The sequence below is a fragment of the Curtobacterium sp. MCBA15_016 genome (assembly GCF_001865105.1).
GTDB lineage: Bacteria > Actinomycetota > Actinomycetes > Actinomycetales > Microbacteriaceae > Curtobacterium.
The window spans coordinates 46381-70960 of the sequence record NZ_MJGR01000067.1; the positions used below are offsets into that span (position 1 = coordinate 46381).

22 protein-coding genes and 2 pseudogenes are annotated in these 24580 nt (G+C 67.2%); 11 read left to right on the forward strand and 13 right to left on the reverse strand.

Features of this window, described 5'->3' with window-relative positions; translation table 11 throughout:
* The first annotated feature begins 22 nt into the window (after positions 1-22).
* Entirely contained in the window at positions 23-2155 is a 2133-nt protein-coding gene (locus BIV03_RS17785; protein ID WP_083403523.1) for an AAA family ATPase, read from the forward strand.
* Between the two features lie 34 nt (positions 2156-2189).
* Positions 2190-3329, forward strand: coding sequence for an McrC family protein (locus tag BIV03_RS17790; protein WP_071296685.1), 1140 nt, complete (start codon positions 2190-2192; stop codon positions 3327-3329).
* 160 nt (positions 3330-3489) lie between these two features.
* Here BIV03_RS17790 and BIV03_RS17795 read toward each other — a convergent pair whose 3' ends face one another.
* Positions 3490-4716: a DUF2130 domain-containing protein gene (locus BIV03_RS17795; RefSeq protein ID WP_071296635.1), complete on the reverse strand. Its 1227-nt coding sequence runs from the start codon at positions 4714-4716 to the stop codon at positions 3490-3492.
* 260 nt (positions 4717-4976) lie between these two features.
* Between BIV03_RS17795 and BIV03_RS17800 the strand changes: the two genes are divergently transcribed.
* Genes BIV03_RS17800 through BIV03_RS17810 form a run of 4 tightly spaced genes read left to right on the forward strand, consistent with a single transcriptional unit; the run spans position 4977 to position 12927 of the window.
* Positions 4977-6884 (forward strand): hypothetical protein, encoded by a 1908-nt coding sequence (locus BIV03_RS17800; RefSeq protein WP_139202078.1) that lies wholly within the window; start codon positions 4977-4979, stop codon positions 6882-6884.
* 9 nt (positions 6885-6893) lie between these two features.
* On the forward strand, positions 6894-8504 hold the full coding sequence (locus BIV03_RS17805) for a class I SAM-dependent DNA methyltransferase (RefSeq protein ID WP_071296637.1): 1611 nt from the start codon (positions 6894-6896) through the stop codon (positions 8502-8504).
* A complete protein-coding gene (locus tag BIV03_RS18935) occupies positions 8501-9709 on the forward strand; it encodes a restriction endonuclease subunit S (RefSeq protein ID WP_083403525.1) in 1209 nt (402 codons plus the stop codon). Before BIV03_RS17805 ends, BIV03_RS18935 begins: the two co-directional genes overlap by 4 nt.
* A gap of 35 nt (positions 9710-9744) precedes the next feature.
* On the forward strand, positions 9745-12927 hold the full coding sequence (locus tag BIV03_RS17810; protein ID WP_071296638.1) for a type I restriction endonuclease subunit R: 3183 nt from the start codon (positions 9745-9747) through the stop codon (positions 12925-12927).
* A 204-nt stretch (positions 12928-13131) separates the two neighbouring features.
* Here the strand turns inward: BIV03_RS17810 and BIV03_RS20190 are convergent.
* Positions 13132-13365 (reverse strand): annotated as a pseudogene (locus BIV03_RS20190) (hypothetical protein); the annotation flags it as partial.
* A 136-nt stretch (positions 13366-13501) separates the two neighbouring features.
* Here BIV03_RS20190 and BIV03_RS17820 point away from each other — a divergent pair.
* Both BIV03_RS17820 and BIV03_RS17825 read left to right on the forward strand, forming a co-directional pair.
* Positions 13502-14008, forward strand: a complete 507-nt coding sequence (locus BIV03_RS17820; protein ID WP_071296640.1) for a helix-turn-helix domain-containing protein — start codon at positions 13502-13504, stop codon at positions 14006-14008.
* 2 nt (positions 14009-14010) lie between these two features.
* Entirely contained in the window at positions 14011-14580 is a 570-nt protein-coding gene (locus BIV03_RS17825) for a PIN domain-containing protein (RefSeq protein WP_139202079.1), read from the forward strand.
* Positions 14581-14748: 168 nt separating this feature from the next.
* Here the strand turns inward: BIV03_RS17825 and BIV03_RS17830 are convergent, their stop codons facing one another.
* The 4 genes from BIV03_RS17830 to BIV03_RS17845 form a co-directional block, all read right to left on the reverse strand.
* Positions 14749-16251, reverse strand: coding sequence for a PTS transporter subunit EIIC (locus tag BIV03_RS17830; RefSeq protein WP_071296641.1), 1503 nt, complete (start codon positions 16249-16251; stop codon positions 14749-14751).
* A 41-nt stretch (positions 16252-16292) separates the two neighbouring features.
* A complete protein-coding gene (gene murQ / locus BIV03_RS17835; RefSeq protein ID WP_071296642.1) occupies positions 16293-17207 on the reverse strand; it encodes an N-acetylmuramic acid 6-phosphate etherase in 915 nt (304 codons plus the stop codon).
* Positions 17208-17217: 10 nt separating this feature from the next.
* On the reverse strand, positions 17218-18105 hold the full coding sequence (locus tag BIV03_RS17840) for a MurR/RpiR family transcriptional regulator (protein WP_175475984.1): 888 nt from the start codon (positions 18103-18105) through the stop codon (positions 17218-17220).
* A 137-nt stretch (positions 18106-18242) separates the two neighbouring features.
* A complete protein-coding gene (locus BIV03_RS17845; RefSeq protein WP_071296643.1) occupies positions 18243-18893 on the reverse strand; it encodes an NUDIX domain-containing protein in 651 nt (216 codons plus the stop codon).
* 88 nt (positions 18894-18981) lie between these two features.
* On the opposite strand from BIV03_RS17845, the gene BIV03_RS17850 reads away from it, so the two are divergent.
* Positions 18982-19926, forward strand: a complete 945-nt coding sequence (locus BIV03_RS17850; RefSeq protein WP_071296644.1) for an ADP-ribosylglycohydrolase family protein — start codon at positions 18982-18984, stop codon at positions 19924-19926.
* A gap of 99 nt (positions 19927-20025) precedes the next feature.
* Here the strand turns inward: BIV03_RS17850 and BIV03_RS17855 are convergent, their stop codons facing one another.
* The 5 genes from BIV03_RS17855 to BIV03_RS20195 all read right to left on the reverse strand — a co-directional run bounded on the left by BIV03_RS17855 (position 20026) and on the right by BIV03_RS20195 (position 22883).
* Positions 20026-20394, reverse strand: a complete 369-nt coding sequence (locus tag BIV03_RS17855; RefSeq protein WP_071296645.1) for a hypothetical protein — start codon at positions 20392-20394, stop codon at positions 20026-20028.
* 100 nt (positions 20395-20494) lie between these two features.
* Positions 20495-20971 (reverse strand): DUF4395 domain-containing protein, encoded by a 477-nt coding sequence (locus BIV03_RS17860; RefSeq protein WP_071296646.1) that lies wholly within the window; start codon positions 20969-20971, stop codon positions 20495-20497.
* A complete protein-coding gene (locus tag BIV03_RS17865; protein WP_071296647.1) occupies positions 20968-21471 on the reverse strand; it encodes a thioredoxin family protein in 504 nt (167 codons plus the stop codon). Before BIV03_RS17865 ends, BIV03_RS17860 begins: the two co-directional genes overlap by 4 nt.
* 94 nt (positions 21472-21565) lie before the next feature.
* Positions 21566-22171 (reverse strand): TMEM175 family protein, encoded by a 606-nt coding sequence (locus tag BIV03_RS17870; RefSeq protein WP_070418568.1) that lies wholly within the window; start codon positions 22169-22171, stop codon positions 21566-21568.
* Positions 22172-22199: 28 nt separating this feature from the next.
* Positions 22200-22883 carry an SHOCT domain-containing protein gene (locus BIV03_RS20195; protein ID WP_071296648.1) on the reverse strand — a complete coding sequence of 228 codons (684 nt, stop codon included), beginning with the start codon at positions 22881-22883 and terminating at the stop codon, positions 22200-22202.
* A 154-nt stretch (positions 22884-23037) separates the two neighbouring features.
* Between BIV03_RS20195 and BIV03_RS17880 the strand changes: the two are divergent.
* Positions 23038-23439, forward strand: a pseudogene (locus BIV03_RS17880) (arsenate reductase ArsC); the annotation flags it as partial.
* Between the two features lie 6 nt (positions 23440-23445).
* Positions 23446-23652: a DUF1653 domain-containing protein gene (locus BIV03_RS20200; protein ID WP_254790968.1), complete on the forward strand. Its 207-nt coding sequence runs from the start codon at positions 23446-23448 to the stop codon at positions 23650-23652.
* 66 nt (positions 23653-23718) lie between these two features.
* Here the strand turns inward: BIV03_RS20200 and BIV03_RS17885 are convergent, their stop codons facing one another.
* Entirely contained in the window at positions 23719-23913 is a 195-nt protein-coding gene (locus BIV03_RS17885; protein WP_071296649.1) for a hypothetical protein, read from the reverse strand.
* Positions 23914-23927: 14 nt separating this feature from the next.
* Positions 23928-24476 carry a hypothetical protein gene (locus BIV03_RS17890; RefSeq protein ID WP_139202081.1) on the reverse strand — a complete coding sequence of 183 codons (549 nt, stop codon included), beginning with the start codon at positions 24474-24476 and terminating at the stop codon, positions 23928-23930.
* Positions 24477-24580 lie beyond the last annotated feature (104 nt).

The window sequence follows — 24580 nt, forward strand, 5'->3', positions numbered from 1 at the left end:
GTGTCGAAGGGAGCCAAAGACCATGAGCCGCTCAGAAAACCGGACGAATCGCCTCCGCGCAGCTCTGCGCTACCTCGACGAACAGGGAGGGGCCGCGAGTCGACTCGACGTCTGGGACGCGGCGCGCACCCACGTGCCACTCGAGGGCGAGGAGCTCGAACCGAACCAGCACGGGAAGCCGCAGGGGGAGTCCGACTTCTTCTGGGGCTCGGCGGGTCTGGTCCACGCCGGCTTCATGACCAAGCCCGTGCGCGGTGAGTGGCACGTCACCGACGACGGCCGCCGCGCCTCCGCGGACGGGGTTCCGTTCGAGCAGTTCCGGGACGAGCTCAACGACCGGCAGCGCGCGTTCCAGCGAGATTTGCGCGAGGACAAGGAGACTCGCTTGCGGACGGAGATCATCCCTCCTGACGGTCGCGCGGAGCTCATCCGGACGACGAGCCAGCTGTTCGTCGAGCGAGGGCTCCGAGCTCTCGACTCCGTGTTCGCCCCCGGTCGACGGGTCTGGCGCACCGAGGTCGTCGCTGAGCTCGAGCAGCGATTTCTCGGGCAGCCCGACGCACCTGGAGCAGATTTCCTCGAGAAGCTCGGGCGACAGTTCGACGGTGCTTCAGACGACGCGAAGCTCCTGATGGCTGAACTCATCGGCTGGCAGATCCTTCCCTTGCAGAATCCGGGCGAGAAGAAGAAGCGCCAGCGAGTCGAGTTCCTTCTCGGCCAGATGGGTCACCCCGTCACGATCCCGGTGGAGATCGACGATGCTTTCCGTGCGTGGTCGTTCAACCCAGGAACAGCCATGTCTGTCCAGCTCTACCGAGCGCTGTCGATCGTGGTGCACTGTGCCGCGCGGTGGGTCGCGCTTCCCTCGGAAGCACGAGAGCATGCACTCGACGACCCGTGGGCGTGGCGCGACATCGTGGACAGCCTTCCGGGCGCATCGTTCCCGACCCAGCGCAACGAGCTGCTCTACCTCGTCCACCCCGGGGTCTTCGGCGAGGCGATATCTGGGAGCGCACGAGGCGCGATCCGTCAGGCGTTCGCCGGAGAGGTCGAGGGCCAGGCCGACGACGACCCCGACGCACTGTTCCAGCAGATCGCGATCGCCCTGCAAGCGAAGGCGAAGGGACCGGCGAAGTTCTACGAGCAACCGCTGCTCGCCAGGTGGCAACCAGCGGACCCGATCGTCGCCGCCGGAGGTGGCTCGGAGCTGAGCGGCCCAAAGGCGCCTGTCGAAACATCGGAACCAGCACCGACCACGCGTGCCGGATTCCCGGCCGTTGTACCCGCACTCGCCGCGGGCCTCCACATGCCGAAAGCTTGGCTGCAGGACACCCTCGACCTCATCGAACGCCGCAAACAGGTCATCCTCTACGGCCCGCCGGGTACCGGCAAGACGTTCCTCGCGCAGGCGTTGTCGAAGCACGTGACCGACGGCACCGACGGCGAGACGACCATCGTGCAGTTCCATCCCACGTACTCGTACGAGGACTTCTTCGAGGGCTTCCGCCCCGTCGCCAACGACGACAGCGGCAACCTCGCCTTCAGCCTCAGGAAGGGACCGCTCCGACGTATGGCGGACAGCGCCGCCGCCAACCCCGAGGCGAACTACTTCCTCGTCATCGACGAGATCAACCGCGGCAACATCGCGAAGGTCTTCGGCGAGCTGTACTTCCTGCTCGAGTACCGCGACAGCGAGATCTCCCTGCTCTACAGCGACGAGCCGTTCACCCTGCCGAGCAACATCTTCGTCATCGGCACCATGAACACCGCCGACCGCTCGATCGCGATGCTCGACGCCGCCATGCGGCGCCGCTTCGCGTTCATCGAGCTGCACCCGGAACGCGACCCGGTCCGCGACGTGCTCGCGGGCTGGGCGGCGACCAAGGGCCTCCAGGACGACCGCGCCAGCCTGCTGACGCGTCTCAACGCTGCGATCGCCGACGACGATGCCAAGGTGGGTCCGTCGTTCCTGATGCGCGACCTCGACGCGAACGGTCTGGCTGACGTGTGGCGGTACGAGATCTTGCCGCTCCTCGCGGAGCACCACTACGGGGACGGCGTCGACCTGGAGGCGCGGTACGGCCTGGCAGCGCTGCGTCGCCAGGTGAGGCCGTCCGTCGCGGACGGGGCCGAAGGTGCCGACAGCGCGGGTTGAGTTGCGGGAGGCGGACCAGCCGACTCTGCACCGGATGCCGCGCGAGGTCGCAGCCGGTCTCGTCGCCGCGCGGATCGCGGACGTCTCCCCGACTTTCTTCGCGGACGAGTACCGCATCAGCGGCGTGCGCAAGGTCGGTGTCGTCCGGATCGCCGGTCACGACGTGTGGATCCGGCCGAAGACGCCGGTGCGGCGGCTGTTCTCGATGCTCGGCTACGCGCGGGCGGGGAGCGCGATCTGGGAGGACGAGGACTTCGGCTTCGCCGCCGACGAGGACCTCGTGCCGGCGCTGGCGCACGCGTTCGAGCGGCAGGCCTCGCGGGCGCTCGCCGGAGGTGCGCTCCGCGGGTACGTGACACGCGACGATGCGCTGCCGCTCGTTCGCGGTCGGTGGCGGATCGGTGACCAGCTCACGCGCAGGGGCGGGCAGCCGCTTCCGGTCGAGGTGTCGTTCGACGACTACGTGGAGGACATCGCGGAGAACCAGCTCGTGTTGACCGCTGCGACGCGGTTGCTCCGGCTGCCGGGAGTGCCGGCCGACGTCGTTGGGCGGCTGCGGCGGGTGGTGCGGGTGCTCGACGGGGTGACGGTGATCCCGGTTGGAGCGCCGGTACCCGTGGTCCGGCCGGATCGGCGGAACGCCCGGTACTCGGCCGTGCTGCCGCTGGCGTCGCTCGTGCTGTCCGGAGCGTCGATCGAGCAGCGTACCGGATCGCTCGTGGGGGCGGGGTTCCTCGTCGACATGTGGTCGGTGTTCGAGGACTTCGTGACCGCTGCGCTGCGAGAGGCGTTCCGGCCGTACGGGGGAGAGCTCGTGGCGCAATACGCGTCGACGCTCGACGTCGAGGGGACGGTGAAGATCGCGCCGGACCTCGTGTGGCTCGTCGACGGGGAAGTGCGGGCGTGCATCGACGTGAAGTACAAGGTCGAGAAGCACGGGCAGTACCCGAACGTTGATCTCTACCAGATGGCGGCGTACTGCCGGAGGTTCGGATTGGGGGAGGGATGGCTCGTGTACGCAGCCGGGGAGGAGCCAGGAGAGAACGCGCAGCTGGTCGACGGCCCCTCGATCTGTCGGCTCACCCTCCGGACGGACACCACCCCGGCAGTGCTTGGTGAGCAGATGCGAGGCATCGCGCGGCGGCTAGCTCGATCGTTGAGCGCCCCAGCCTGAGCCATCGGGGTCGCGGTGGGTGCACGTTCCAACCACCGCGATCCCGATGCCGGCGAGCGGGTTCTGCAACGGATCGCGGCTCCGCCACATCGCTTACTCGTCGTCGCAGCCATCCGTGTTGGGTTGCTGGCGGGTTCCGGTGCGCTTCTCGCGGAGCCTTCTAGGCGGCGTCCGGCTGTTCGGGCGCGTTCAGCTTGGCGAACTTAGCTGCCATCGTCGGGTTCCCCTTGGTCAGCTTCTTCACTGTCAGCGCTGCCGCCTTGTCATTCGCGAGGCGGAGGTGGTTCTCCGATCCGAGAAGCTCACCCCTCACCTTCTGGAGCCGGGCGATCGCGTTGTCGATCTCCTTGATCGCGGCGTCGAACTTGCCCTTGGCGAGCTGGTAGTTGCGGCCGAACGCCGCCTTGAAGCCGTCGAGCTCGGACTCGAAGTCGGTGATGTCGATGTTCTGCTTCTTGACCTGCTCCAGCTCGGCCTTCACCATGATGGTGTTCAGAGCCGCGTTGCGCAGCAGCCCGATGATCGCGAGGAAGAACTGCGGACGCACCACGAACATCTTCGGGTAGAGGTGCGATACGTCCGTGACCCCGGTGTACAGGTCGGAGTCCTCTTCGAGCATCGAGACGAGCACGGCGTACTCGCAGCCCTTGTCGTTGCGATCCTTGTCGAGCTTGGCGAGGAAGTCGATGTTCTTCTTCTTCGATGCCGTCAAGTCCGACTGGTTCTTCATCTCGAACATGATCGAGAGGTACTGCACGTCGTCTTCGCTGTAGTCGCGGAAGACGTAGTCCCCCTTCGTGCCCCCGCTCGTGTCGTTGTCCTTCCCGAACTCGGCGTTGGGGAAGGCGAGGGAGCGCATGCGGTTGAACTCGACTTCGCAGTGCTGCTCGAGGGTCTCGCCGAGCAGCTTGACCGACAGCTTGGCCTTCATATCCTTGTACCGGTCGATGAGCTCGTCCTTCAGGGCGAGCTCCTTGGTGTGCGATTGTGTCAGCGCGACTTCCTTGACCTTCTGCTCGGCTGCCTGAAGGTGCAGCTTGCTCCTCGCCTCGTTGAGGTTTTCCGTCGCGGCCGAAATGGCCTTCGCAACGGCCAGCTCCTGATTCGTCGCGGCCGACTTGAGCTCCGACTTGAGCTGCTGGATCTGCGAGTCCTTCGTGGCACTGACCTTCAGCGCCTGCTGCTCCGTGTTCGCCACAGCAAGCGCGATCTCAGCCTGCTTGGTCTGCTCGGCGACAGCGAGGCGTGCGTGGAGCTCACCTTCGAACTCGGTGGTGCGTACCTGCTGAACGATGTCGGCGTACTTCGCCTCGTCGATGGTGAAGAGCGTGTCGCAGTGCGGGCACTTGATCTCGTTCGAAGCGGTGGTGGGCGTGATTTGTGTCATGGGTGTCTCCAAGTGAGGGCGAGGGCGAGTGCTCTGCTGGCGGCCAGCCCCGTTTCACTCCGCCAGTTGTTCGCGACACGACGTCGCGCAACCGATGGTGGAGCAAATTGTCCTTCGCATTGTCAAATACGCCGATAAGAAGCCTTATCAGCATCGCTTGGACGCCAGGTTGACTCTGATGTACCTTGAGGCGTGTGTTTACGCCATCGCTCCTCATCGACTTGGCCGGCGTTGCCCGGTTAGCATGTGTGCAGCGACCCGTGGCGTCGATGTGGCGATCGCGGTTCGCGTCGGCAACCGACCCGTTCCCGCTGGCTGTAGTCGAGAGCAGCGATCGGCCCTTGTTCGACGCGCAAGAGGTGGCTGACTGGCTTGCGCGCACCGGCCATGGCAACAACCCACAGGCTCAGGCCGACGCTGCGGCCTCGGCTGCCCCGCCCGACTTCTCGTTCGCCGACTCGAGCTCCGTAGCCGAGCTCGAAGCCCTGATAGCCTTCTCTACGCAGGTCGACGACGTCAGCCTTCTCACACCTTTCGCGATCGAGGAGGCCGTAGCGGAGCTCGATCCATACGACGTCACGTTCCGGGCTGAGATTGTCGCGCACGCACATCGTGGCGGACCGTGGGTCGAATTCGCGACTCGCCTGATCGACGCAGCATATTCGCCCTCGGCGGCGCTGGCGCTCGTGACCCAGCGGCACGCTGCTTCGCGAAGGACGGCGGGGTCCGCCGGGCAGCTCGGCGGCGATGCGATCGCCCTGGTCAGCGTTGCCACGCTCGCCCTGGTTTGCGAAGGCGCTACCGTGATTCTCGATGCACGCGATTCGCTTCTCTCCGCGACGCTGGCAGGCAAAATCGGCGACAATGTGAGCCTTGCGCTGCCCGCCGGTCTCGAGAGTCGGCGCGTTCGACGCCAGCTGCTCGTCGACGGTCACTGGCTCGCGCAGCCTGGAGAACCTGCTCCCCGATTTGTCACGGTTTCGCGCGTTCCATCTCAGCGGCATGATGACCTCGCAGCAATCCTGCGAGCGGTCGATGAGATCGCTTTGTCGCTGCGCGACTCTGATGCGGCAGTGGTGATTGGCCCCGCACGAGCTCTCGCAGATTCGTTGAACCCCCTGGACGAGCAAGCGCGCGCCGACGTCCTTCGTTCTGGCAAAGTGCGGGGGATTGCCCGATTGCCCGCTGGGCTGGTCGACAGCGCCGTCCGCGAATCGCTGGCGCTATGGGTCCTCGGCGATCCTGAAAGAGGCGTCCCGAAAGCGGAGCGCTTCACCGCCGTTGCCGATCTCACTACGATGCAGTTGACTTCCGCTACCCGTGCGGACCTCGTATCGGATCTGATGGCTGGCATGGGTAACGGACGTGACTTGCGCGCCCACCAATTCCGGTTTGCGACACTCGTGAGGACGACTTCGCTGCAGGCACGCGGCGGCTCGCTCGTGGCATCTGCAACTCAGAAGCCCGCGCTCGCCGCTTTGGACAAGGCTGAGCTTCCGGCGCTTCTCGACCTCGCCGCCAACGCGGTTCGCAGTGACATCCGACCGGCCGAGATCGCGCCTGACTCGCACGATGTCCCGCGAGCCGCATTGCTGCCCACGTTGATCGAAGCCCGCCATCTGAGGATAATCCAGGGCGTGCGCCTCGATCCTGATCTGCTAGGCGCGGAAGGACTGATCGTCGTGACCCCAGCCGAGCTCGACGATCCTGCGTCGATAGGCGGGACGCGCATCGACCAGATGACTTTGGCGGCCCGGAACCCCAACTCGCAGCTGACCCGCCCGGGCGATGTGGTCTTCCGTACGAGCCCTTCCCCGGCCGCGTGGGTTGATGTCGACGGTTCCAAGGTCGTCGTCTACCCCGCCCGCGTCCTGCGCATCACCGCGAATGACCCCGGCGGACTCGTCCCCGATGTGATCGCTGCTGACATCAAGGGTGCGGCCGCCGGCCCCGGAGCATGGAAGCGATGGATGTTGCGTCGCGTCGCCCCCCAGTCGATTGCACCGCTTCGCCGGGCACTCGCCGACATCGCGATCACACGTGCAGAACTCGAGGCACGAGCTTCGCGCCTTTCTGATTACGCCTCGCTCATCGTCGCTGGTGCGACGTCAGGAGCGGTGACCATGATCGATACGAATAACGCCGCGGATACGGCAATCTCCCGATAAGGAACATGCATGCCCCGCACACCGAAAGCCGCTGCCCTGGCGCCGTCGACCATGAAGGAGCTGAAAGACACGCTCTGGAAGGCGGCCGACAAGCTGCGTGGGTCGATGGATGCCTCGCAGTACAAGGACGTCATCCTCGGCCTTGTGTTCCTCAAGTACGTCTCGGACGCGTTCGACGAGCGCCGCGCAGCCATCCGGGCCGAACTCACCGCAGACGGCTACGACGTAGACCAGATCGCCGACATCATTGACGACACGGACGAGTACGCCGGCCGTGGCGTGTTCTGGGTGCCCGCGCACGCTCGGTGGGGGTTCCTGGCTGAGAACGCGAAGGGCCTCGGCGCGTCGATGAATTCCGGGGAGAAGTCCATCGGCGCGCTTGTCGATGAGGCAATGGACGCGGTCATGCAGGCGAATCCGCAGCTTTCCGGAACGCTGCCCCGCATCTTCAACCGCGACAGCGTCGACCAGCGCCGCCTGGGCGAACTGATCGATTTGTTCAATTCCGCGCGCTTCACCACCCAGGGGCAGGGCGGTGCGGACGGACGCCGTGCCCGAGATCTGCTCGGTGAGGTCTACGAGTACTTCCTCGAGAAGTTCGCTGCCGCAGAAGGCAAGCGGGGCGGCGAGTTCTACACCCCCGCCGGTGTCGTGCGGGTGCTCGTCGAGATGCTGCAGCCGACCAGCGGGCGAGTTTACGACCCGGCGTGCGGTTCAGGCGGCATGTTCGTACAGGCCGAGAAGTTCATCGACGCCCACCACGGCGAGGGCTCGGACATCTCGGTGTACGGCCAGGAGCTGAATGAGCGCACCTGGCGTATGGCAAAGATGAACCTCGCAATTCACGGCCTTAACGGCAATCTCGGGCCGCGCTGGGGCGACACCTTCGCCCGTGACCTGCACCCGGACCTGCAGGCCGACTACGTCATGGCCAATCCGCCCTTCAACATCAAGGACTGGGCCCGTAGCGAAGACGACCCGCGCTGGCGGTTCGGCGTACCGCCAGCCGGCAACGCGAACTACGCGTGGATTCAGCACATCCTCTCGAAACTTGCCCCTGGCGGTCAGGCAGGCGTCGTCATGGCGAACGGCTCGATGTCGTCGAACTCTGGTGGCGAAGGTCAACTTCGCGCTGAGATTGTCGAAGCGGACGTCGTCTCTTGCATGGTCGCCCTGCCAACCCAAATGTTTCGATCCACCGGGATCCCCGTGTGCGTCTGGTTCTTCGCGAAGGAGAAGGGTGCGCGGGCGGGTGAAGTTCTGTTCATCGACGCGCGCAAACTCGGCCACATGGTTGACCGTGCCGAGCGTGCTCTGTCGGATCAGGACATCGCCCAGATCGCCGGAACGTTCCATGCTTGGCGGCAAATCGAATCGCCTGCTGCGCCGGGCAAATACGAGGATGTTCTGGGGTTCTGCTACTCAGCAACGCTCGCGGAGATCAAAGCTGCGGAATACGCGCTTACTCCGGGGCGCTATGTCGGCGCTGCTGTCTCCGAGGAGGACGGCGAGCCAATCGAGGACAAGCTGTCCCGGCTTCGAGCAGAGCTTGATGTGAAGTTTGCCGAATCGGCCAGAATGGCAGAGAGGGTGCGTGCCCAGCTGGGGCGGATCTCATGATACAGGACGTCTCTATTGCCGACATTGCTTCGTCGGCGCCGCGCTCGATCGCGATCGGCCCGTTCGGTTCTGCCCTGCGGGCTGATCGGTACACCCAAAGCGGCATCCCTGTCGTGCGTGGTCAGAACATTGGCGATCGTTGGGGACTTTCAACTGATGATGTTGTCTTCGTGGCGCGAGAGACGGCGGCAGAATTCCCTTCTTGTATCGTGCGACCGGGGGATCTCGTATTCCCCCATCGTGGCGCGATAGGTCGTGTCGCGCGTGTGGACGACCAGGAGTGGCTGCTTTCCTCGAGCATGATGAAGTTGACTGTGGATCCTGCGGTCGCAGACTCGCGGTTTGTGCTGTTATATTTTCGCGACAAGGGACGCGATGAGCTACTTAGTCGGGCGTCTACGGTAGGTACACCTGGGATCGGGCAGCCGCTCACTTCGCTTCGAAGTATCCGAATTCCCCTACCGCCGCTCGTGGAACAGCAGGCAATAGCCGAGGTGTTGGGCGCTCTCGACGACAAGATAGCGGTTAACACTGCCATCGCGGAAAAAGCGGAGGCGCTTGGATCCGTAGTTTACGATAAAATAACCGCGTTGTGGCCACGACTTCCAATGAGTAGCGTGCTTGATCCAATTCTCGGCGGAACGCCGCCGCGAGCTCGCGATGACTACTGGAAAGACGGCGATCAGCTCTGGGTTTCGGCGCGTGATATTACATCAGCGTCAAACAGGGTAGTGATTGATACCGCCGAAAAAATCACTCAAGATGCAGTCGCCGGGACGAAGGCAAAAGCCTTGCCCATAGGTTCGGTAATTCTAACGGCGCGTGGAACCGTCGGGCAAGTTGGCCGCCTCCTCGAGCCGGCATCGTTCAATCAGTCTTGCTATGGTTTCCGTCCCGATCTGGTGCCCTCAGGTCTGCTTTACTTCTCAATCCTTCGGGCGACCGAACGAGCGAAGGCGGTGGCGCACGGTTCAGTCTTTGACACCATCACCAAGACTACGTTTGACCATCTGGACTTGGCATGGGATGAAAGTCGCGCAGCTGCGGCGGAACTTGCCGTTTCCCCAATTTTGGACGTCGTCTCGGCATCGGTGAGCGAGAACCGCGAGCTCGCCGCAATCCGAGACACGCTGCTCCCCCACCTCATGTCGGGCAAGCTCCGCGTCCGAGACGCCGAGGCTGCAGCATCCGATTTGGGCGCTTGAACGCGTCAAGCTTGACGAGCTCGAAAGGGACATGCATGACATCGCTCACTGAGGCGGACTGGGAACAGGATGCGCTCGAAACGCTCGCCGAGCCACTTGGTTGGCGCCCGGCCAAGGGAGAGGAAATAGCGCCCGGTAGCGGGGGTCGGGATGTATGGGACGACCCACTGATCCGCCCGCGCTTGCTCGATGCACTTCGTCGCCTGAACCCCGGCATTCCTGGCGAGTACTTGCAACAGGCTGTAGCCGAGATCGCGGCGCCCAAGTCGCAGGATGCGATCACCGAGAACCAGCGCATCCACGACTACCTGGTCGGTGGGTACCCGCTGAGCTACATCGACACCGATGGCGTCGAGCAGAACCGGCGCCTGCGCCTCCTCGGGACGGACCCGTCTGAGAACGACTGGCTCGCCGTTAACCAGGTCACGCTGCGGCACCGCGAGGTGCATCGTCGGTTCGACATCGTGCTGTTCGTCAACGGGATGCCGCTCGTCATCGTCGAGCTGAAGCGTGCCGGTTCGACATCCACCGGTGTCGCTCCCGCGCACGCGCAACTGCAGACGTACCTGCGAGAGCTGCCGATGGCGTATCGGTTCTGTGTGTTGACGCTCGCGAGCGACGGCATCGAGGCGAAGTACGGCACCCCGTTCACGCCGCTCAACCACTTCGCGCCGTGGAACGTTGATGACGACGGCGCACCGCTGCAGCAACCGCGCATCGAGGACGGCGTCTCTGTCGAGCCGATCGACGACGCCCTCAACGGCCTCTTCAATCAGGAGCGGTTCCTGCAGCTCGTCCGCAACTTCACCGCCTTTGACGAGAACTCCGATGGACTCATCAAACGCATTGCGAAACCGCACCAGTACTTCGCGGTGACGAAGGCGGTCGGCTCGACGGTGCAAGCGGTCGAGACGAACGGGAAGGCCGGCGTGGTGTGGCATACGCAGGGCTCGGGCAAGTCCATGGAGATGGAGCTGTACGCAAATCTCGTGTCGCGGCACCCGAAATTGAAGAACCCGACGTTAGTCGTCGTCACCGACCGGACCGAGCTCGACGGGCAGCTGTTCCAGACGTTCGACCAGAGCCTGCTGCTGGCCGAGAAGCCGGTGCAGGTGCGCGAGCGTGCGCAACTTCGAGACGAGCTGCAGAACCGGGTCACCGGGGGTATCTACTTCACGACGTTGCAGAAGTTCAGCTTGACCAAGGTCGAGAAGGAGTCAGGCACGCAGCATCCCCTCCTCACCGAGCGACGCAACGTGATCGTCGTCGTCGACGAGGCCCACCGTAGCCACTACGACGATCTCGATGGCTATGCCCGGCACCTGCGCGACGCCCTGCCCAACGCGACCCTCATCGCGTTCACCGGCACCCCGATCTCGTTTGCGGAACGCGACACCCGTGCAGTGTTCGGCGATTACATCGACGTCTACGATCTCTCGCGTGCAGTGGACGACGGCGCTACCGTCCCTGTGTACTTCGAACCACGGCTCATCAGGGTCTCGTTCGCCGACGAAGCAGCGGACGAAGACATCGACCGGGCCGCTGACGAGTACACGCTTGGCCTCGATGACACCGAGCGAGCTCGGCTGGAAGCGTCCGTCGCCGTCGTCAACGCCGTTTACGGCGCACCCGAGCGCATCGAGACACTCGCCGCCGACCTCGTGCAGCACTGGGAAGAGCGGCGTGAACGGATGAAGCCGTTCCTGGAGTCGCCCGGCAAGGCCCTGATTGTTGGCGGTACGCGCGAGATCTGCGCGCGGTTGTACTCGGCGATCATCGCGCTGAAGCCGGACTGGCACTCGGATGCGCTCGAGGAGGGCCGCATCAAGGTCGTCTACTCGGGCTCAGCGTCGGACCAGCCTCCGGTGAGCGACCACGTGCGCCGCGAGTCAGAGAACAAGTCGATCAAGGCCCGGCTGAAGGACGCCTCGGATGAACTCGAACTCGTGATCGTCAAGGACATGATGCTCACAGGATTCGACGCCCCGCCCCTGCACACCCTCTACCTCGACCGGCCTCTTAAGGGCGCGTTGCTCATGCAGACTCTCGCGCGCGTGAACCGCACGTTCCGAGGTAAGCAGGACGGGCTGCTCGTTGCCTACGCGCCGCTGGCCGACAACCTCGCCAATGCGCTGTCGGAGTACACCGTCTCGGATCAGGAGAGCAAGCCGATCGGTCGTGACGTCGATGAGGCCGTTGGGATCGCGATCGAGTTGGTGGCGCGGGTCCGCGAGATGCTCGAGGGCTGTGACTGGCGGACGATCGCGGCGAGGGGCGGTTCTCGTGCGTGGCGCACTGCCGCGACGACTGCGACGAACTACCTTCGGGACGCCGCGAACCCGATGAATGCCATGGAGCTGGGGGCTGATCGGCTCTCGGCGCGTTACCGGACCGGGACAGGCCGGTTGGCACGTGCGTGGGCTCTCGCGTCAGGGCATGCTGGCCTCGCCGAACTGCACGATGAGATCGCCTTCTACCAGGAAGTGCGCGTGTGGATGGCGAAGTACGATGCCGCTGATCGTCAGTCCCGCGACGAACCAATCCCCGAGGAGATCTCCCGGCTGCTCGGCTCCCTCGTCGCTGACTCGATCGCGCCGGGCGAGGTGCTCGACATCTACGAGGCGGCCGGTCTGCCGCGCCTCGCACTCGACGACCTCGGGCCGGAGTTCCTCGCGAAGGCGCAGGCCGCACCGAACGCACACCTCGCGATCGAGGCGCTGCGCAAGTCACTCACCGACGCAGGCTCCACCGCGACCCGCGGCAACGTGGTGCGGCAGCGAGCATTCTCTGAGCGGATCGCGGAGATCATGAATCGCTACACGAACCAGCAGCTCACATCGGCCGAAGTGATCGCTGCGCTCGTCGAACTGGCGAAGGAGGTCGCGGCCGAGGCATCGCGCGGCTCGCACTTCTCTCCGCCTCTGTCGAGCGACGAGCTCGCGTTCTACGACGCCGTTGCAAGCAACGAGTCAGCCGTCGACGTTCAGGGCGAGGACGTCCTCGCCGAGATCGCCAGGGAGCTCGTCGCGGTGATGCGGCGCGACGTCCGCACCGACTGGACAGTGCGCGACGATGTCCGCGCGAAGTTGCGGTCGTCCATCAAACGGCTGCTCGTGAAGTACAAGTACCCGCCGGACAAGCAGCCCGAGGCAATCAAGATCGTCATGCAACAGATGGAGTCGATGGCACCGCGCTATGCAAGCGAGCGGGAACGCTAGAACAGGTTCGGTTGCGGCCTCGAGGTCAGCGGCGCCGGTGACGTCCTGCACGAGCGAGAACGACCGCGCGATGAGCTTCTCGTTCGTCGCACGCACGTCGACCATCCGGTTGCCGTATGTCTTGTTGCTGCGCACCATCGCCAGCGTGGTGAGCATGTTGAGGACGAGCTTCTGCGCGGTCCCCGCCTTCAGGCGGGTGGACCCGGCGATGAACTCGGGTCCGACGACCACGTCGATGGCGATGTCGGCTTCCCGCCCCGCGGCCGAGTCGGGGTTGCACGCGACGGAGACGGACAGGGCGGACCTGCGCCGCGCCTCCAGGATGGCCGCGATGACGTACGGCGTCCCCGGAGGCTGCGGCGATCGAGTCGTGGGTGAGCGCGATGGCCGGTAGGACGGCTCAAGTGCCGCAGGCAGGTTACGGTCGAGTGCGCTCATGCATTGGGCAGACTCGAGGGTGGAGGCGAGGTCGATGGTCGGCGGCACCCGTCCTTAGACGGTTTTCCGTGTCCTTCATCCCGCGAGATTGCTGAACGATATGGCAAATTTGCGCGATTTGGGTGAATATAGAGCCATGAGCGCCGCATCCGCACGAACGAGAGATCCGCTGGTCGTCGACCCACCTCAGGACCTCAGGGAGATGCTCGAACTCGGCCGGTTCCTGGACCATCACACCGCTCCCGCGCTGTTGCTCGGTCCTGACGGTGAGCAGATCCCGCTCCCGATGGTGGCGTACGACGTACTCAGGCAAGTGGTGTCGGCGATGGAGCGTGGCGAGACCGTCAGCGTCGAACCAATCGATCGGCAGCTGACGACTCAACAAGCGGCCACTCTGCTCGGTATCAGCCGCAGCACCTTGGTCCGGCTGCTCGACGAACACGAGCTCCCTTTCGAGCGGTTCGGCGAGTCGAGGCACCGGCGATTGCGACTGCACGATGTTCTCGCCTACAGGGATCGAAAGCGTGCTGATCGACGGAGCCGCTTGGACGAACTCACCCGACAAGCAGACGAAGACGGGCTGTACGACGTCGATGCTGACGCCTACAAGGAAGCATTGGCTCAGGCGCGGGAGCAGTCGTAGCGGTGGCGCGATTCACGGCGTTCCTCGACGCTTGCGTGGTCGTGCCGTTGGCTCCGTGTGACACCATGCTCCGCATGGCGGATGCTGGCGCCTTCCGCCCAATCTGGTCTCAGAGCGTGCTCGACGAAGCGCTCAGAGCTCTTGGGCGCATCCATCCGGGTGTTGACCCGAGTCGATTCCGCAGTCGTTTCCGATCAATGAACGAAGCCTTCGACGACGCACTCGTGGAGGGTTGGGAACCGCTCACCCAGGGCATCGAACTGCCTGATCCGAATGACGCGCACGTCGTGGCTGCCGCGCTCCTCGGGAGAGCCGACCTCATCGTCACGGAGAACGTGAAGGACTTCCCGGACTCGGTGCTCGCACCCTTGGGGCTAGAAGCCGTCCGAACTGACGCGTTCCTCTTGGACCAGTTTGATCTGTCGCCGAGCGGGGCGTGCCGGATCGTCACTGAACAGGCAGCCGCCATGCGTCAGCCTCCCGTGGAGATCGATCGACTGCTTGGTCGGCTGTCACGCAGCGGAGCCCCGGGCTTCGCGCAGCGGGTCGCGGAAGCGCTACGGAATCCGTAGTCGTCCGCGCTGACTGTCTGGAGGCGCGGAGCACCCTCCCGACGCGACGCGACGCGACGCGACGCGACGCGCGTTGCGAGGCGAGTGTCGCCCCGGACCCTGCAGCCGCCGCGAAGGTGGATGCGGCCAGCTCGGCGTGGCCGAGGTGCGCGCTCGCCCCCAACCGCATCAGCGCGTGGCTCCGGCGGGCTCGGCCTCCGTCGCGTCGGCGGGCTCGGCCGCTGCGACGATGTCGAGCGGCGCACCCGGAGCGGACTGCGACTCTAGGTCGGCGCGCACCGACGCGGACACCCCGAACACCATCGTCGCCACGAACCCCACCACGTACGCCACCACGAGCCCCGACCCGTACCCGAGCACCGCCCAGCCGTAGCCGGACGACCCGTTCAACAGCGGGATGAGCGACAGGTCCGACGCCCCGATGGCGATCGCCCCCACGGAGTGCCCGAGCTGGTCGAACAGCCCGACGACCCCGCCACCGAACGCCCCACCGATGCACGCCGTGATGAACGGCCGCCCGAGGGGGAGCGTTACCCCGTAGATCAGCGGCTCGCCGACCCCGAGGAACCCGGCCGGCAGCGCACCACGGATCGTCCGCACGAGCGAGGCGTTCGACCGGAACCGCACCCACAGCGCGATGCACGCACCGATCTGCCCGGCACCGCCCATGGCCAGCACGGGCAGCAGCACGGTCCACCCGGTCTGCTCGATGAGCGTGGCGTGGATCGGGATGAGCCCCTGGTGCATCCCGGTCATGACGAGCGGCAGGAAGAGCCCGCCGAGGATGAACCCGGCGAAGGCCCCGCCGTTCGCGAGCAGCCAGGTCGCCGCGGTGCCGATGGCGACGGAGACGACGCCGGCGACGGACATCAGGATGCCGAGCGTCACGGACCCGGCGACGAGCACGGTGACGGTCGGCACGACGATGAGCGCGATGACGTCGGGCGTGACCTTCCGCATGAACCGCTCGACGTACGCAGCGAGGATGCCGCCCGCCAACGCACCGAGCACACCGCCCTGCCCGGGCGCCAGGGTCTCGCCGAACACGGTGACGTTCGCGACGCCGGCGGCGACGATGATGCCGCCGACGGCACCGCCGAGGATGGGCGTCCCGCCGAACTCCTTCGCGGCGTTCATCCCGACGAACACGGCGAGCAGGGACAGGAACCCGGAGGACAGCACGCCGAGGAACGGCGTCACCCCGGGCAGCCACCCGAGGTTCGTCAGGATGCCGTTGATCCCGGCGATGAGCCCGCACGCGATCAGCGCGGGGATGAGCGGGATGAAGATGGCCGAGATGCGACGGATGGCACGCATGGTGCGGCCGTCGGAACGGGCACGGGCGGATGCCTTGATCGACGCGCCCCGCGCCGCCAGCTCCTCGGGCGACACCGAAGCCGGGGACGCACCCGGAACAGGAGCAGCACGCAACGACTCGAGCGAATCAGCTACCCGGTCCACCAACCCCGGCCCGAGCACGATCTGCAGGTTGGACCCGGCGGCGATCGCTGCCATGACCCCCTCGGTGGCCTGGAGCGCCGGCAGATCAACAGAGGAAGGAGAAGCCACCTCGACCCGCAGCCGGGTCATGCAGTTCTCGACGTCGGCGATGTTCGAGGACCCGCCGACGGTGTCGAGGATCTGTTGTGCGAGTTGCTGTGCATCGGTCATTGATGGTGCTCCTCGGGGGAAGGAAGGACGAACGGGAGAAATCAGGAAAGGACGGCGCGCAGGGAACCGTCGGCAGCGGCGAGCCGGGAACGGACGACGGACTCCGATGACCCGGTGAGGATCATCGCGATGGCCGTCTTGACCTCGCCGTCCGCAGCATCGAGGGCAGCAGCGACGTCGGCCGGAGCAGCCCCGGTGACGTCCTGCACGAGCGAGAACGACCGCGCGATGAGCTTCTCGTTCGTCGCACGCACGTCGACCATCCGGTTGCCGTACGTCTTGTTGCTGCGCACCATCGCCAGCGTGGTGAGCATGTTCAGGACGAGCTTCTGCGCGGTCCCCGCCTTCAGGCGGGTGGACCCGGCGATGAACTCGGGACCGACGACCACGTCGATGGCGATGTCGGCTTCCCGCCCCGCGGCCGAGTCGGGGTTGCACGCGACGGAGACGGACAGGGCGGACCTGCGCCGCGCCTCCAGGATGGCCGCGATGACGTAGGGCGTCCTGCCGGACGCGCTGATCCCGACGACCACGTCGTCGGCCGTCAGGCCGAGCGCGTCGAGGTCGCGGACGGCGGCTGCTTCGTCGTCCTCGGCGCCCTCGACGGCGGTGGTGAGGGCGACGGAGCCGCCGGCGATGACGCCGACGACCTGCGCGGGGTCGGTGCCGAAGGTGGGGGGGCACTCGCTGGCGTCGAGGACGCCGAGTCGGCCCGGCGTGCCGGCACCGACATAGATCAGGCGGCCGCCGCGCGAGAACGCTGCGGCGATCGAGTCGGCGGCGAGGGCGATGGCCGGGAGGCACGGCTCGAGTGCCGCGGGCACGCTGCGGTCGAGCGCGTTCATGCGCTGGGCAGCCTCGAGGGTGGAGACGAGGTCGATGTCGTCGAGGGACGAGTCGGTGGCCTCGGTCGCGAGGTGCTGCAGCTCCTCGCGGAGGTCGTCGTGGTGGTGCATGGTGCTCGATTCAGGAACGGTGGTGCGTGCGGACCGCGTGGCGGCTGCGTGCGAGGAGCGGGCGGGATCGTTCGTCGGTGCGCTGGGCGACGACGATGAACAGCGCATCGACGATGGCGAGCTGACTCATCCGGCTGCCCATCGCGGCGGGGCGGAGGTCGCTCTCGGCACCGGCGACGCCCAGCAGGACGTGGTCGGTGTGGTGGGTCAGCGGCGAGGTGGCGTGGCCGGTGATCGCGACGACGGTGGCGCCGCTCCCGCGCGCGACGGTGGCGACCTCGAGCGCCTCGACCGTGGTGCCGGAGTGGCTCGTGATGACGAGGACGTCCTTCGGGACGAGGACGCTCGCGAGGGTCAGGGCGTTGTGCGGGTCGTCCGCGATCGAGCTCGCGATGCCGATGCGTTCGAGCTTCAAGTGGAGGTCGCGGGCGACGATCCCGCTCGCGCCGACGCCGTACAGGACGACCCGCCGGGCCTCGCTGATGCGGACCGCTGCGGCTTCGAGAGTGAACGGGTCGAGCGTGGCGCGGGTGTCGCTCATCACGGCGCGGACGTCCTCGGTGACCTTCGCGATCACGGTGGTGACGTCGTCGTCGACGCTGACGCCCGCGTGGATCTCGGTCTCGCGCCGCTCGTGGATGCCCCGCTCGACGGCCCGGGTCATGCTGCGCTGGAGTGCGGCGAAGTTCGCGAACCCGAGGTGCTGGGCGAAGCGGGAGACGGTCGCGGGGGAGACCCCGGCGCGGTCGGCGAGTTCGGCGGCGCTCGTGGTGGCCGCGGTGCCGGGGTCGTCGAGGACGGCGTCGGCGATCGCGCGCATGCTCGTCGGCATCGAACCGGACTGGGTCCGGACGAGGGCGAACGCGTCGGCGCGGTCGGTACGGTCAGCGATCGTCATGCGCTCCATGAAAGCGCATTGCACCGACACTTGCCAGTGCTGCAAGTTACTTTCGTGTTTCGTCGGCGCGTTCCGTGGGCAGAAAGTGTCGGGTCGGCGCCCCGGACCCGACCGTTCTGCTCACCAAGCAGGCGGCCTCAGGCGCGCCGGTACCGGGTCGCCGGCTTGCCCGGGCCCGCGGCAGCGCGCGACCCCGTGTCGACGAGCAGCGGCAGCATCGCCCGGCGGAACGAGTCGGGCAGGAGCCGCTCGCCGCGGACGGCCTCGTGCACGTGCCGCAGCTCCGACATCGTGAACGGCTCGGGCAGGAGGCCTCGCGGATCGGGTGCCGCAGCGTACGACGCCCGCAAGGAGGCCACCGCGAACGCCACGATGTCGTCGTGCCCGTGCACCATCCCCGTCGCGGTGTCGACCGGGACCAGCCGCGCCTGTGACGGGTTCAGCGACGACGACAGCGCCGAGAAGGGCACCACGTCGAGGTGCGCCACCGACAGCACCCATCCCCGGTCGTCCCGCGCAGGGTCGTCGAACACGTGCAGCTGCGTCGGCGCCAGCCCCGTCACGCCGGCCTTGTCGGAGAGTGACCGCAGGACCGCCGCCGCCAACCGCTCGCCCTCGTGCACGAACGTCCCCGGCAGCCGCCAGTCGCCGTCGGTCGCGTCGCACACCTGCAGGACGGAGAGATCGCCCCCCGTCGGCACCGTCAATACCGCGGTGTCGACGGCGACGGACGGCCGCGGGTAGTCGGTCAGCCGCTTGCCGCTCGCGTCGCGGTACTCGTTCGCCATGGCAGCGAGTTTACGCACACTTGCGCAAACTGCGACGATCGTGCAGACTCAGGTTTACGCAATTCCGCGCAAACCTGAGGAGGCGGCCATGCTGACCACCGAACAGACCGACCGGGCGATCGGCGCCGTCATCGGCTCCGCCGCGGGCGACGCGCTCGGCGCGGGCTACGAGTTCCGCCCCGCCGTCCCCGAACCCACCCCGATCCGGATGACAGGCGGCGGCTCGTTCGGCTGGGCTCCGGGGGAGTGGACGGACGACACGAGCATGGCCGTCCCGATCCTCCGCACGCTCGCGCGCGGCGGCGACCCGGCCTCCGAGGAAACGCTCGACGGCCTCGTCGCGGCCTGGGCAGCGTGGGCCGTCACCGCGCCCGACGTCGGCATCCAGACGCGCAACGTCCTCACGGGTCTGGAGGCACGGGTCGCCTCCGACGCACGCGCTGCGGCCCGGCAGGAACACGAGTACAAGGGGCAGTCGGCCGGCAACGGATCGCTCATGCGGACGGCACCGCTCGTGCTCGGGTACCTGACCGGTGCGGCCGACGAGGAACTCCGGCTCGCCGAGGCCGCCCGGGCGATCAGCGACCTCACCCACCACGAGTCGGACGCCGGGGACGCGTGCGTGCTCTGGTGCGTGGCGATCCGGCACGCGGTGCTCACCGGCGAGCTCGACGTGCTGCGGGGCCTCGACCTGCTCGACCTCGAGAAGCGTCGGCTGTGGGTGGACCGGCTCGTCACGGCAGAGCACTCCGAGCCGGTCGACTTCACGGACTCGAACGGGTGGGTGGTGTCCGCGATGCAGGCCGCGTACTCGGCGGTCAAGCGGAGTTCGTCGCTCGAGGACGCGCTCGTCCGCGCGGTCCGGACCGGGAACGACACCGACACGGTGGCCGCGATTGCCGGTGGGCTCGCGGGTGCGCTGTACGGCGCGGCCGCGCTGCCGGCCGAGTGGCGCGAGCTCCTGCACGGGTGGCCGAGCCTGCGCGCGGACGACCTGGTCGCGCTGAGCGAGCAGGCGCTCGCAACGCACTGAGCCGTCGCGCGCTCGAGTCGTGGCGGCGGAGGATGTCGTGGGGGGATCCTCCGCCGCCACCTGTGGGGCGGAGGCGAGCCGCGCCTCCAGTCCGTCCGTTCAGAGCGCGCTGCGCGCCCGCTCCACCGCCTCGATGAACCGGGGGATGCCCCACATCAGGAAGGTCGGCTCGATCCCGCTCCGAAGGGTGATCCGGACCTTCTTCCGCAGGCCGCTCGACACGTCGTCGAGTCGGGCGATCTCCTCGACGGGGATCCCGAAGTCGGAGCGGGCGAAGTTGAGCGGGTGGGCGTGGAACCAGAGGACCCCGGGCGTGAGGGTGAGGCGTCCGCCGACCTCGATCCGGCGGCTCGGGCGGGAGCTGGTCGGGGGCGCGTAGCCGGGGATGATGTCGGCCGCGCCGGAGTTCTCGTGGTCGGCGAGGTAGGTCGCGACCTTCTTGAGCAGTGGTGTGGTGTGGTCCCCCATGCGGTCAGCCTACGAGACGGGGCACGGGTGCCAGGAGGCGCGGATCACCTCGACGACGCGACCTGCGTCGCGGAGGTGGGTCGCGCCTCCAGGCCCGTGATCAGACCGCGGACCGCTGGCGGAAGACGCCTGCGCGGACCAGCCACACGTAGAGGAGGCAGCCGATGCAGACGTCGAAGACGGCGTTGAGGAACGCGGCGACGAGCGCGATCGCCGCACCGACGGGAGCCGCGTACGGGACGCCGACGAGCGCGAGCACGAGGGCGAGGGCCGTGATGACGAGGCCGACCTGCTGGGCGAAGGTCGGTGGTTCCGGGGCCTCGAGCTCGGCGGGCGGGCCGAGCCTCGGGCGGACGAGCCGGCGGAACAGCGCGCCGTAGGGGTGGCGGCGGATGCCGGCGATGCCGCCGATGGCGAAGAGCACGACGATGACGGCGAGCAGTGCGATGCCGATCGGCCACGTCGCGGGGATCAGGGTGAGGACGATCGTCGCCGCGAGGAGGACGGTCGTGATGGCGGCGCCGAACCTCGGGGAACGGGGGTCGATGCCGCGGGCGGGGTCGTTCGTGGCGGTCATGGGGACTGGTCTCCGGGGGTCGTTGCTGGTGCTGTCGGTGCTGTTGCTGCTCTTGCTGCTGCTGCCAGGGCGGTGTCGAGGGCTGCGGTGAGTTCGGCGGGTCGTGGCGGGCCGCCGAACCGGGTGTGCACCGCGCGGCCTCGGTCGAGGAGCAGGACCGTGGGGGTCTGCATGACCGCGAAGCGTCGGGCGAGCTCGGGGCGTTCCGCGAGGTCGATCTCGAGACGGGTGACGCCGGGGTGCTCGGCGGCGAGGGCGTCGAGCTGGCGACGGGTGGCCGGGCAGCGGGCGCAGGTGGGGGTGGAGAACTGGACGAGGGTGGCCTCGGTGCCGAAGGCCTCGGCGGGGGCGAGGTCGGCGGTCGTCGGATCGGTGGTGGTGCGGGTGTCGTTCGTCCGCGTGGGGCGGGCTCGGCCGGTCCGGGCGCGCAGGACCAGGCCGAGGGCCGTGGCGAGTGCGAGGACTCCCACGAGGACGGCGACTGCTGCGGCGACGGTCATGTCGAGACGGTACGTCCTCAGGTGCTCGGGAGCATCGACATGACCGCGTGTGACGAGCTGCGGCGTCCGGGCGGCGGCGTCCGGTCCGGTCGGGTCAGGTGCGGGGCTTCGGCAGCAGTCGGCCGAGTGTGCCCTGGAGGACCAGGAGGAGCACCCAGTACAGGCCGATCGACGGGAAGATCATCGAGAGGACGAGCGCGAGGGCGAGCAGCACGGCGGCGATCGGGCCCTTCCGCCAGTCGCCGAGCGGCGAGGACAGCAGCTCCGGGGAGCGGCGGAGCTCCCACTCGATCGCGGTCAGCGTGAGGCTCGTCACGACCATGCTGCCCAGGTAGAGGGCGTGTGCCACCCGGTCGCCCTCGACCTCGGTGTTGAGCAGGTTCGCGGCGAAGGGCAGGAACGCGATGCTCACGAGCCACACGAAGTTGAGCTGCATCACGCGGATGTTGTACGAGCGGACGTGCTCGAACACCTGGTGGTGCAGCGTCCAGAAGCGGGCGATGACCCAGAACGTGATGAAGAACTCGAGGAGCGCCGGCCAGTGCTCCTGCAGCAGGTCTCCGGCGCCCCTGCCACCGCTGAGTTCGCCGGCCAGGTCGACGAGCGGGAGGATCAGGATCGTGATCGCGATGGCGACGGTCGCGTCGGAGAAGTTCACGAGACGGTCGAGACCACGTTCGGTGCGTGCCGGCTCGGTCATGGAGCCGAGTCTAAAGACGGGGAGCGCGTCAGATCCGCGCGAGCAGCTCCGCCTTCTTCGCCGCGAACTCCGCTTCGGTCAGGACGCCGGCGTCGCGCAGCTGTGCGAGCTGCATGAGCTGTTCCGTGAGATCACTCGTCGACGGGGAGGCGGCCTCGACCTCGTTCACAGCAGGGGTCGCACTCGCTGTCGGCTTCGCGCGGTCCCTGAAGAGACCGGAGACCATCGAGAAGGCCTGCTCGGTGAGCGTCTGCGGAGCGGCAGGTGCTGCCGCGGCCGTGGTCGTCACGACGGCGACGTCCACTTCGACATCACCGACCTCCACCTCGGCACGGCGCTCGTCGAGCAGCAGTTCGAAGTGCGTGAACAGGTCCTCCGGCAGCTTCAGGAGCGAGGGCTGCTTGCCGTCGGTCCACTCGATCCGGACACCGCGCGGCGGCCGGCTCGAGGACTCGATGGACGCGCCGATCGCCGCCGATGCTCCTCGGCTGAGGAAGCGTGGCAGGACGGCCTCGACCACGGCTTGCCCGACGGCGCTCGCGGTCTTCGCGCCACGCGCGTCGAGGGTGACTTCCTCCCATCGTGCGACGGTCTCGAGGTCGACCTTCCGCCCGCGGAAGCCGGATTGGATGACGATGCCGCTGCCGAAGGTCGCAGTGGACACCATGGAGTCGACGTAGGTGCCGCCGATGACCTTGCCGCTGGATGCCATGGCTCGACCCTAGTTGTCCGCTCAGGATCGCAGGCGTCCGGACTCGTGAATCCGGAAGGGCTGCGGATTCCCGCACCTCCGCGTCGGGATCACGCCGCCGTGTCGCGCTCGCGCGGGATTCGAGGCGCTGGGTCGTGTGGTGCAGGCTGGTCGCATGAACGACGTCCCCACGATCCTGTTCGTCTGCGTCCACAACGCCGGACGCTCCCAGATGGCAGCCGGGTACGCACGCACGCTCGGCGGGGACCGTGTGCGCGTGTTGTCCGGCGGGAGCGAGGCGGGGTCGCAGATCAACCCGATCGCCGTCGCGGCCATGGCGGAGGACGGCATCGACATCTCCGGGGCCGTCCCGCAGCTGCTCAAGACGTCGGACGTGCAAGCGTCCGATGCGATCATCACGATGGGGTGTGGCGACGCGTGTCCGGTGTTCCCCGGCAAGCGGTACGAGGACTGGGAGCTGACCGACCCGGCCGGCAAGGGGATCGAGGAAGTCCGGCCCATCCGCGACGAGACCAAGCGGCGGGTCGCACAGCTGCTCGCCGAGTTGCTGCCGGCAGCCGTGATGCCGGGACGGTACCGGCACTTCAAGGGCGGCGAGTACGAGGTGGTGCTCGTGGCGCGGGACGTCGAGACCGAGGAGCCGGTGGTCGTCTACCAGGCGCTGTACGGGGAGCGCGGGCACTGGGTGCGGTCGCTCGCGGACTTCACGGCGTGGGTGTCCCGGGACGGGTACGAGGGGCCGCGCTTCGTCCGCGCCGCAGTGGCCTGACGATCTGACCGTCAGCCGTCGCCCGCGCCGGCGTCGGTGCGGGCGACGGGCTGTGCGTGCCGTCGCTCAGGGCCGACGGTTCCTCCGGCGGCGGATCGCGCTGCCGGTCGAGACCATCGCGAGGAACAATGCGATCGCAGCCAGTGCTGGTCCGTACCAGTGGTCGGCGGTCGCGGGCCACGTCGCCGACACCGAACCGAGGACGACCAGGATCACGCTGGTGATCAGCGCGAACGGCAGGCTGGTGACGAACCGGCGCACGGCGCTCGCTCGCCTCAGGCGCATCGCGGCTTGACCTTGCCGCCCGCGAACGGGTAGACCCGCAGCTGCTTCGTCCCGCAGCGGATCGCGCCGCTGCCCGTGATCGCGACCGTGGCAGCCGTCAGGATCGCCCCGACGACGACGCAGAACGTCCCGCCGCTCACGGCGCAGACCGCCGCGCCGAGGGCGAATGCGGAGCCGCTGATGATCATGTTCTGGTCGGTGGCGTTGAAGCTCACGAAGGTTCCCTTGGAGTCCCTGCCGGCACCGATGCGCTGCGTCGTCGGCGCCGTCACGAGGTCGAAGACGAACCCGTCCCCGAGGTCGATCGTCGTCACCGAGCCGTCCGGTGTCGCCACCATGCTCGTGACTGCGCCCACCGCGCGCGCTTCGGTGATGGCCTGATCGATCTGCGTGGGAGTGAGGCTCGTCGCTTCGCGCATCACGTCCGTCTCGGTGCGTGATGCTTCCGCTGCGTTGGCTGCTGGGGTGACGAACACCCCTCCGGCGATCAGCGCGCCGGTCGCAGCGAGCCCGATCATCGTGTGCCGCAGACGTGTCATGTGGTTCCCCTTCTTCGACGGAGCCGCGACGGTTGCGGATCCAACAGCACTATGGACTGCAGTACCAGAATGTCGCAATGCATATTTCACTTCTGCATGGTGGT